This window comes from Stappia taiwanensis, assembly GCF_014635285.1.
Lineage (GTDB): Bacteria > Pseudomonadota > Alphaproteobacteria > Rhizobiales > Stappiaceae > Stappia > Stappia taiwanensis.
Map to the genome: position 1 here is coordinate 1 of NZ_BMCR01000016.1, position 11,389 is coordinate 11,389.

Genomic DNA, 11,389 nt, shown 5'->3' on the forward strand with positions numbered 1-11,389 from the left:
CATTGCCCAGACCGCCGCTCAGCGTGTCCGCGAATTCCCCAAAACCCGTAATCCTGTCGTTGCCGTCGGTCGCCTGGCCCTGATTGATCAGATCTACAATCTGCGCGGCGTTCAGGGTTCCATCATCAAACTGGTATTGCTCCACCCGGTCCCAGATGTAGTGGCCAAGACCGTTGACGACGGTAATCTGGTCAGAGGTGCCATCAAACTTGAGAACGAGCGTGTTGTTGTCGGCAATCGACCTCTCGAAAACAACGTCCGCAAGGCTATAGCCTTCGACCTTCACAACATCAGTGTCGTATTCGCCGTTCTCCCTGATGGTGTCCCGGCCATCGCCACGGTGGAAGATATAGGTGTCGGCGCCGTCTCCCCCGGAGAGATAATCATCCCCCAGGCCGCCGATCAGCGTGTCCGCGAATTCCTCAAAACCGGTAATCCTGTCGTTGCCATCCGTCGTTGTCGACTGATTTATACGCTCGACGATCTGTGCGGTGCTCAAGGTGCCATCATCGAAGCGATACTCCTCGATCCGGTCCCAACTGCTGCTCGCCAACCCGTTGATGATCGTGATCTGGTCTGCGCTCTCGGCAAAATTGATGAGGAGAGTAGAATTGGATGCAATCGATTTACTGAAGATCGCGTCGGCCAGCCTGTATCCTTCCAGGCTCAGGACATCCGTATCGTAATATCCGTTTTCCTCGATCGTATCCTGGCCGTCGCCCTTGCGGAAAATATAGGTGTCGGAGCCCTTACCACCAGTCAGATAGTCATTGCCCAAGCCGCCGACCAACGTCTCATTGAAGTCATCCAGGCCGGCGATCCGATCGTCGCCATCGCTCGTTTGTGCCTGATTGATACGTTCGACGATCTGCGCCGTGCTCCAGGTGACGTCGTCGAAACGGTATTCCTCGATCCTGTTTTGCGAGGAGTTGCTCAGTCCGTTGACGACAGTGATCCGGTCGGTGGTGCTGACGAATGACAGAACCAGTGTTTCATTGGCCGCGATCGATTTACTGAAGATCGCATCGGCCAGGCTGTATCCTTCCAGGCGCAGGACGTCCGTATCGTAATACCCATTATCTTCGATCGTGTCCTGACCATCGCCCCGGCGGAAAATATAGGTGTCGCTGCCGTCGCCCCCGGAAATCTGGTCATTGCCCAGCCCGCCGATGAAGGTCTCCGACGCTGACGTTCCGGTGATGATCTGGTCGCCCTCGGAAGCGATCACATCCAATTTGTCCAGAATGTCCGCGACAGAGACTTCCGTCCCGTCTTCGAAAAGGAACTTCGTAATATGCGAGCCGTTCTCGAAAAAGGCACCTGCAACGATGATTGCGTCCGTATCGCTGAAGCGCAGGATCAAGTCGTCGCGCCGGTCCTCGTAACGAATAAGCGTTGCGTCGGACAGCACATAGTCGCTGATGTGAAGTTCGTTGACGTCTGAGGACGCGCCCTGGTCGTCAATGATGTCCTGGCCGTCGCCGCGACGGAACACATAGATGTCGCTGCCGGCCTTGCCGGAAAGAAGGTCGTCGCCTTCCAGCCCGGCCATCGTATTGGCGGTGTCGCTGCCTTCCAGGACGTCGTTGAACTGAGTGCCCTGTCCGACGGCCATTGCCTGAACCTGGGCAAGCGTCCATTCCGTGCCGTCGCCGAAGGCAATTGTTTCGATGCCCGTGCCGCGCAGTAGGATTTCGTCATCACTCTGCGCGAACCGAAGCAGCCATTCGTCCCGGTCCTCGACCGGCCTGGACACCTGCACCTCGGACGGCCGGTAGCCCCGGATCTCAACGCGATCCGTGCCGCTGTTGTCCTGAATGACATCCCTGCCGTCGCCGGCCCGGAACATGTAGACGTCGTTGCCCGCCCCGCCGGCAATGTCGTCGTCGCCAAGTCCGCCTTCGATGCGGTCATCAAGGGCCGATCCGGTGATCGCGTCGCCACTGTCCGTCTGCTGAGACAGGATCGCCTGCGCAACCAGTTCTTCCCGGGTCCATTCCACGCCGTCGGCAAACCGGATTGTGTCGACATTGGCATTCGAGAACGCGCCGCGCACCAGGATCTGGTCACCGGAATTGGGGAAGGAGATCAGGACATCCGAGCCGCCGATGTCCGGTTTGCGCACGACCGCTTCGCTTGCCTCCAGATCGTAGAACTCGATCCGGCTACTGCCCGGTTCGCCACGCGTATCAACAATGTCCGAGCCATCGCCGGCGCGGAAGGCAAAGGTGGTCTCATCGCCGCCAGTGACGAGATCGTCGCCCGCTCCGGCCTCGATTTCGATGGCGCCCACGTCACGGGCATCGATCACATCGCTGCCCGATGTCGTCTGGCCGCGGACCAGTTCGCGCAGGATCTCATCGATCGAGATAACCGTGCCGTCCTCGAACACGAACTCCTCGATCCTTTGCGAGCCCCCCGCGACGGCGCCGCCGAGAATAATCAGCGTATCGCTTTCACTTTTGAGCCCGATCAGCAGGTCGCCGTCTTCGTTGGAGAACTCGATCTGCGCAGCGATGACGTTGGCGCCGAATTCGATCCGGTCGAAACCGCCGGTATCCTTGACGGAATCGTCGTCCGAGCCCAGACCGAAGACGTACGTGTCGTTGCCGAGGCCGCCTTCCATGGCATCGGACCCAGTCCGGCCGTCGAGCTGGTCGTCCCGGTCGTCGAAGCCCACCAGAACGTCGTCGCCCTCTGTCCCGGTCAGCAGACGGTCGCGAACGTCCTCCAGATCCCATTCGACCCCGTTGGCGAACAGGAACTTCTCCACTTGGCGGGTCGTGAGCCCCTCGGTGATCGTCAGACGGTCTTCGCCGTTGCCCAGATCGATGATCAGATCGTCGCCGTCACGGATGAGGCGCACGGTATCCGGATCGACGATCGCGCCGAAGACGACCTTGTCGATGGCACCCTCAACGCCGTCCGTGCGCTCCACGATCGTGTCCAGATCGTAGGCCGCGCCGAAAGCATAGGTGTCGCCGAGCCGGCCGCCCTCCAGCTCGTCGTCGCCCTGACGGCCGTCAAGGGTGTTTTCCGAGTCCAGTGCGCCTTCGATGACATCGTCACCCCGGCTGCCGCCGACAATCGCCAGGCGTTCCTCGACATCCGAAATATGCAGGCGTTCCCCACCGTCGAACTCGAACCATTCGATGCCCCTGGCAATGGAGGCGAACTGGTTCTTGACGCGCAGCGTGTCCGGGTGGTCGGTGATCGACATGACAAGGTCGTCGCCGTCCTTGGTGAAGATCAGGTTGTCGATCGTCACACCTTCGCGGAAACGCACCGTGTCGTCCGTTTCCTTGACCAGGGTGCCTTCACGGGTCACCCAGGACACGCGCTTCTGGGTGTCGACAATGACATCCTGGCCGTAGCCGATGCCAAAGATATAGGTGTCGCCGTCGGAATTGCCGATCAGCGTGTCGTCGCCGCCGCGGCCGTCGATAGCCTCAGCGAAATCGCTGCCTGTGAGCGTCTCCGAGGCGGAGGTGCCGACAAGGTCGACGTCTTCGGGTTTGAGATCCGTGAAGGACACGTCCCTGTCGGAAAAGCGGAAGGTCTCGATGGCATGGGTCTGCGCGCCTGAGCGCACATACTGGTTCTCAAGCACCAGCCGCTCACCGGTATCGCGTATCGTGAAGACCAGATCGTTGTCTTCGCGGCTGACATCGACATCGAGAAAAACGATGTCCTGCAGGATCACCTCATCGCCCTGACCGCTCGACGTCGTGTCGAAAACGGTGTCGTTGCCATAGCCCCGCGCGAACACATAAATATCGGAGGCGGCACCGCCTTCGAGCCGGTCATTGCCCAACCCGCCATCCAGGCGGTCGGCGATGTCGAAACCGTAAATGATGTCATCGCCATCGCTGCGGGCGAGATCGATCACGTGCTGGCCAAGACGCGCATAGCTCCACGCCGTGCCGTCGCCGAACTGGATCTCCTCGATCATGTTCGTGAAGCCCAGGATGGAATTCTCGAACTGATCGTCCAGAATCACCTCGTCATTGGTCCCGGAGACACGCATGGTGATGGTCGGCGAGGCCCCGTCGCGCTGGAATTCGAAATCGGACCACCGCAGATCGTCCTTGAATTTCAGGACGTCAAAGCCAGTGCCGAAGAAGTCGTCATGGCCGTCGGCGATTACGTCGCTGCCGTAACCGCGCCCAAAGATATAGGTGTCGCTTTGCGCCCGGCCCGTCAGCACGTCGTCGCCGGCGCCACCATCCAACGTGTCATCATTGTTGAAGCCGTAGATGATATCCGAACCATCCGTGCCGGCCTCTTCCAGCACCCGCGCCATGACGTCGGCTTCTGTCAAGAACGAGCCGTCCTGGAAGCCGATCCGCTCCACCCGGTTCGACCAGATCAGCCCGAAGAACAGCGTGTTCGCCCAGGCAAACTGGCCGTCAATGCGCATGCTGTCGCCGGTCTCGTTGCCGTCGTCGTCGACGATCACCATTTCCAGATCGTCGCTTTCGCCGGCGCGGCGGAAGGAAATGTTATCCGGCTTCAGGCCTTCGCCAGTGAACTGCAGAATGTCGGCATTGCCCGCGCCTTTGATGTTGTCGTCGAGCGGTCGGTCATTTTGTTCGTCGATCCGGTCATGGCCGTCGCCTTCCCGGAAGATGTAAATGTCGCCGTCGCGGCCGCCGCGCAGGACGTCGTTGCCGCGGCCGCCTTGGATCCAGTCGCGGATCTCGCTGCCCAGTACCAGGTCGTCGCTGTCGAGCGGATGGCTGACCGCCTGCGCGATCTCAAGCTGGCTCCAGATCACGCCGTCTGCAAAGATGATGCTGGTGACGCCCGTGTCGGGCGCGAAATTATAGCCAAACAGCGGATCGAGCAGATCGCCGAGGAACTGGTCCTTGACCCGGATGACATCATCCGTGCCGACGACTTCCAGAACCAGGTCGCGCCCGTCCTGGGTCGCACGGATATCGGTCGACTTGGCCTGGGCGAAACGCAACTCGTCATTGGAATGCGGCCGCAGCGGCTCTTCCCGGTCGTCGATGACGGCGGAGCCGAAATCCTTGCCGGCGAAGTAAATATCCTGACCGGCCCCGCCTTCATAGGACCGGTCGGAACCGGTCACATAGAAATAGTCGTTGCCCGTGGTGCCTTCCGCCACCGCAGCGGCGGCGTCGTGGGCCACAAGCAGGGTTTCGTCGACGCCGAGCGCGTTCATGGCCGCTTTGAGATCCAGGTCGATCCCGACATTTTCGAAGGCCGGGATAATCATCTGGAAAACGAACTTCTGATCCAGCTTCATGCCGCCGGTCAGGAAGTTCACGGACGCATCCACATGGTAGTCTGGATAGATAACCTGCAGGATCTCGTGCCAGTCGGTCAGATAGTCGTAGGCCGCGTCAGCTCCAGCCGGCGCGCCTGCGAAAATCGCTTCGAACATCGGTGCCAGCTCGCGGTCGCCGATCGCCCGGAACTCGTCGCGCTGCGCATCATATTCCAACTCGGGCGCAAAATCGGACAGACCGCCCTGAAGCGCGAGCCGGACCGCAAATGCCCGGCTAGCCGTGATGTAGTTCTGCATCATCACATCGAACAGGCCGATGGCCGGTTTGATCGTGCTGAGGTAAGCGCCGTCTTCCGTTTCAGTCGGCGCGTCCTCGCTGTTGAAGGAACCTGCGGAATAGCTGAGGACCCCCGTCTCCGGATCGGTCTCCGCCCACATGATCTGCGGTTGGAAGTCGGTACCGTAGATGGACGAGGCGAAATGCAGCTGCCCCGCAGTCATCAGTTCGACCCGGTAGGCGCTGTCGTCTGTGGAACCGACCTCGTCCAGCGTGTCGAAATCGAGCTCGTAATTGCGCAGGTTGAATTCGCCCGGCCGGCCGAGCTTGTGCTGCAGTTCCAGCGCTCGGTCGAGATTACGCGCCCAGACCTGGAAGGTGCCGTCCGCATCGGTCACCTGAACCGAATAGTCGGTCACGACGCCGTCGATCAGCTGAACGCCGATCTGGTCGACCGGCAGAGCCGCAAACGGATTGAAGCCGATCTCCTCAACGCGCCATTCGGTGCCCTCCGCATGGGCCATGGCGAGCACATCGTCCAGGGTCGGCGCGGCGATCACCGCGCCGTCAGCGTCCGTCACCTCGGTGCCACTGGCAAGGCGCCAGGAACCGTCTTCGCTCTGAATGCCGTAATCCTGGATGACGGCGCGCCCGTCGACGACCTCGACAAGATAGGGCGCATTGTCCCGATGCTCCGGGGCGGCAGCTCGCGACGACGGCGAGTACACCTGTTCCAGCTGCCAGGCTTCGCCGGCACCGCTCGCCTGGGCAAGCACTTCTTCCAGGCTCGGACGCACAATATCGTCGCCATTGCCGTCTTTCACCGGCGCGCCGCTTTCCAGCGTCCAATAGCCGCCGGTCGCGTCCTCGACATAGACGCCGCGGTCGACAAGAACCGTGTTGCCTTCACCGTCCTGGCCCAGCAGCACGGGAGCCAGCTCGCGCGTCAGTTCGAGCGACTGCGACCACGCGCCGAAGACCGGCGTTGCCTGTTCGCGCAGGTCCTTCAGCGTCGGCACGGTCATCGCGGCCGCCGCCCCTGCGACGATCTGCGCCAGTTCGAAATCGTTGGAAATATCGACGCGCAGTTCGGCCATGGAGCCGAAGCCCTTGGCGGTCGGCACGGCCTCGTGTTTCAGCCAGACAGCCGTTCCGGTGTCACCGCAATAGATCGTGTCGGTGGCGTCGGTCTCGAATACCGCCTCGTAGCTGCTGCCCTCGGAGCCGTCGCCCCGGGTGAAGCTCGCGGTTTCACGAAGGATAGTCCCCTGCGGCGTGACGTGGTCCAGCGCCGTCGAGCCGAGATTGATGGAAACGATGTCGAGTTCTTCCAGCGTAAACAATTCGCCAGTATCGGTCTCGCCGTCCTGATCGAGATCCCGCCAGACAAGCAGCTCTTCAAAGAGCGCATCGTCGATGGTCAGGACACCGTCCCCATTGCCGCCCTGTTCCGCCATGTCGAGCGCGGCCAGTTCCTGATAGCCGCCGATCCCCGGCGCGCCGAACATCTCTGTGATGTCGTCGACCTTGCCGTTGCCGTCGCGATCGAGCACCAGGAAACCGTCATCGCTCGACAGCCAGCCGGTTTTTTCACGGAAATAGTCACCGTCCATGTCGAAATGGACATTCGACTGGCTGACAGAAACGGTTTCGACCCCGTCGCCGTCCAGATCGAGGACGATCGGATCGTCCACCGGCTGCCAGGCCACCGCCTTGGCGAAATTGAAGAACACGTTAACCCGGGAGATGAACTCGCCCCAGACAAAGCCCCACAGCGAGATCTCCTCGGCATTCTCGCCGCCGCTGATGCGGAAGGTCATGCCGAGATCTCCCGCCTGCGGCACGGCCCAGGAATCCGGTTTGAATCCGCCGAAGTCGTAATTCTCGACCACCATGATACCGCCGAGGCCAAGCGCATCGGTGATCGCGTTGTAAACCAGGAGCTGGCCACTGGTGGAGGCGCCGTAGAAGACGAAGGGGAACATCCAGTCCATGGCGAGACTGCCGTCGCCAACGCTCAAGCCCACGACCGAATTGGTGCCACCCAGCAGCGGAAAACCGAACATCTGCAGAATGTCGTTCGGCTGGGCGTCCATGATGAACGTGTTCGGCCAGTACCAGAAGACATCGCTGTCCTCGACACCGGATGTGTTCTGCCCCTGCCCGTCAATCGTGTCGCCGTAAAGCTGCCCCCAGTAGGATGTATTGAACAGAAAGTCGCGGCCTTCGCCGCCAACGAGAATGGCGCCGGTGCCGCCAAGAGCAATCAAGACGTCGTCACCCTCGCCGCCATCCATTAGGAGGCGATAATCCTGCTCGGCTCTTGGCCCATCGATCACGAACTGCTCGTTTTCTGGTAGCCCTTGGTTTGCCTCTTCTTTGTTTCGGTCTGCTTCAAGGAGATATTCGCCCTTGCGGACAAAGTCAGGCTTGTAGGAAACAAGCCAGTCATTGCCCCCCCGGCCATAAACTTCACCGGCGCCGAAATGGAACAACACGTTGTCGGTATCGTCTCCGACGAGGATGGAAACGTCTTCGCCGACAAGCCACCCGCCGTCCTCATCTACCAGTTTGACCTGGTAGCCATTCACAACAGAGACCGAAGGAACAAGCGCCTCGAAAAACGGCTGGACCACTTCCTTGAAGAACGCAGCTCCAACGGCGGCAACCATTTGCCCGATGGAAGACTTCTCAATTTTCTCAAGAAACCCAAGAATACTCTTCGCCAACTGCACCGAAAAATCGTCTTGAGAAAAATCTCCTACGTCGTTTATTGACGCGCCCGACTGTTCATAATGTGCATTCGGGTCGGGAAGCGGTCCGGCTTCCCGGTTCTCATATGCAGTAACGTAATTGTTCAAAAACTGCTTGAATTCCGTATACGCAACCGGAGCGCCCGCAGTCAGCAAGAGCAGCAATGCGCCGCCGGGTACTACAGCGGCCACCGTTAGAGCCCCTGCGCCAATAATCGCCAAGGCACCGGAGCTTGCAATCAGTTCCGGCCCTTTCCTGGCCAAAAACTCATCGAATGGTTCCGGTTCATCTCGGGTTTCAGCGCGGTATTCGGTGTATATAAACAAACCGGCAAAAAAAGCGCTCAAAACCCCCGCTGCTGCTCCGGCCTTTGCTGCGGTGGAGAGCTTGCCGTCGGCGGCAATCTTGCCTAGTTCCTGCTCGGTATTTGCGTGTAAAATATTCTGCTCGACATGTTGCACAACATCCGGGGCAACTGCCTTGATCGCGGAGTAGCTGGCTTTTTGCCGTTCAACGATCTGCTTGACGCCCTCCTCGATACCATCGTTTTTGATATTCAGGCGTGCGGTGGTATCCAGGTAATCCTGTAGGCTGACTGGTTTTTTGCTGTTCGTACCGTAGAGACTTGGATCCTTCAAATCGGCAAGGATCCGGCTTTCAAGCGCGTCAACTTCAGCTTTGGCATCCGTCGTTATTTTCTTGACAGTTTCCTTGGCGTCGTCAGGGCTTGCCTGCCAGATCTTCTGCTCCGCGAGTATTCTGGCCCGGACTTCATCCGGCGCGGGAACCTCAGGAAAAATTCGGGCATAGTCGGCCATGCTCTCGACCAGCCGTACGTTTAGCCGCTTGTCAGCCTCACTGATATCCTGGACCGTAATGACATCCTGCCGTAAAACCGCGTCGAATTCTGCATCGACCAGTTCGCGGTTTTTCAGGTAGAGCGTATTTCCGCCCGAGCGCGTGAAATCGTTCGGATCACCCGGATTGACGCGCTCACCCGCTAGTGCATCGCGACTGTAGCTGTCGCGGATGCTCTCATTATGCGCATCAACCTCTGCCTTGTCCGCAAATTCCGGATCCTTCGCAGTGATTGCAATGTGCTTGATGTCCGAATGACCGGCCTTGTTGAGAATATCCTGGCGGAGGTAGCCAGCCTCCAGGGTTTTGGTGAAGGCAATATGATCCTTGATCGCTTCGATCCGGGCATCTTTGACCCGTCGATAAAATTCAGACTCAGTGATTTCCCCCTCTTCTAATTCAAATTTGAGGATTTTAAATTTTTCATCAAACTCAACTTCGACAGTCTGCAGAAAGCTCGGTCTTAATCGATCCGAACTCCAGCTGAGCTCATTCACCGGACCGCCATGCGCCCCGTGAGCGGTGGTCCCGGCGATGCCGGCATCGTCCGTTCCATGCGAAATCAGCGCCCCGTTCCAGCGGGCGTTCTGGTTAAACTGAAAATGCCCATCCGGATCGAGCTTGTTTTGATAGGCCAGTATTTCGCGTTGCCAAAACTTGTCGCCGGTTCCGTGTGCGGCATCCCAGGCTGTGCGCTCGCGTCCAGTGCTATAGGTGTACGTGCTAATTCCAAACCAGTTTTCTGGTTTGTTTATTCCATTCGCACTACCTGGATCGAATGCCATATCAAATCCTCAAATAAATAGCATTTTTAAGTTGTCTCAACAACGTTAAAGCCGATGCCGGAAACCCCAGCATCCACCATCGAAACCTTGAAATCCTCAGAAACAAAAACAGCATCCATTAACAAACGACTATCAACCCAAATATGAACCCCAGATGCTTGCTTGAGGCTCACCACATATTTTCGCCCTTCGACAAAACTCCAGATGCCAATACGGTCATTAAACGGATGGGTCGTCTTCTCCCGGTCCATGCCATCCACCCGGTTGCAGATGTTGAACCAGAAGAAATCAGCCGCATGACTGCCATCCTTCCAGATAAGCTCGACCGGCTGGAACTGATGAACACCCGGCTCGAGCGCCTCAATAACATCCCGCATTCTGCCACTCACAAGGAAATGCCCAGCCTCCTTCTGCAGGTCGACCAGTTCACGCGCGTGCCCCCCAAAACGGACTGTCTTGGGCAGACCTGACATGTCCACCGGCACACCTTGATACTCTGCGGTCTCCTCGATGCGCGTTCCGTCTTCAAGCCGCGCTGACTTGGTTATGGGGTGGAAGTCATAACCGAGCGGAAACGCGCTCTTGAAATCGCCATCAAGTAGCGTCGGGGCGGGCTCGTCGCTTGCCGTTTCCTGCTCTTTAGTCCGGTCTGCGTAAATCGTGTAAACTGACATATACCTCATCCGATCCGGTTGGTTTCTTGCCATCGCTGGCGAAACCATACTAAAGCTTGCTGCGGCGCCGATGAACGTGCGTCTGGTCATTGCACTCATGGCTTCCACGGCGAAAAACGAAGCATCTGACCGTCACCCAGCGCAGTCCAGGAGACCGCGAAACCTCAACGCAAAACGCCGCAGCTCAGCACCACCCGCGCCCACTCGCACGGGAGACGCCACATGAAACTCAATCGGAAAAGAAGACATCAAACACCCCACAGCCTCAACGCCACGTCGGCGCGCTCCGACACAGTGACCGTTGGCGCACGGTTGCCCTGGCCTTCCTGTTTCTTTAGGGAACTTCGGAAACGCTAGGGCATGCCCCCCCCCCGACGCGCCGCACAGCCACCCCCAAAGGTTGCGCTTATAATTTGTTAAGACACGCCATGCGCGTAAGTCAATTAAAAACAGGCCAGCATTTCGTGCGCCAGAAGGCGTCGCCGGTTCCATGTGCGGCATCCCAGGCTGTGCGTTCGCGTCCAGTGCTATAGGTGTACGTGCTAATTCCAAACCAGTTTTCTGGCTTGTTTATTCCATTCGCACTGCCTGGATCGAATGCCATATCAAAACCTCAAAAAAACTGACGTGATCAAATTGTTTCAAATGTATTAAAGCCAATACCGGCAACTTCAACTGCCGCCATTGCTGCCTTAAAATTCTCAGATACAAAAACCGACCCACTTGTCAGACGACTGTCAATCCACGCATGAAACCCAGCGGTTTGCTTGAGACTCACCACATATTT

Annotated in this window: 2 protein-coding genes; both read right to left on the minus strand. The window is 58.5% G+C overall.

Translation table 11 applies throughout. The features are described 5' to 3' along the window. Positions 1-9,928, minus strand: a 9,928-nt coding sequence (locus IEV83_RS19945; RefSeq protein WP_280514010.1) for a calcium-binding protein, incomplete at its 3' end; no start/stop codon positions are given. Positions 9,929-9,954: 26 nt separating this feature from the next. Continuing rightward, positions 9,955-10,692 (minus strand): imm11 family protein, encoded by a 738-nt coding sequence (locus tag IEV83_RS19950; protein WP_181762088.1) that lies wholly within the window; start codon positions 10,690-10,692, stop codon positions 9,955-9,957. Between the last annotated feature and the right edge of the window lie 697 nt (positions 10,693-11,389).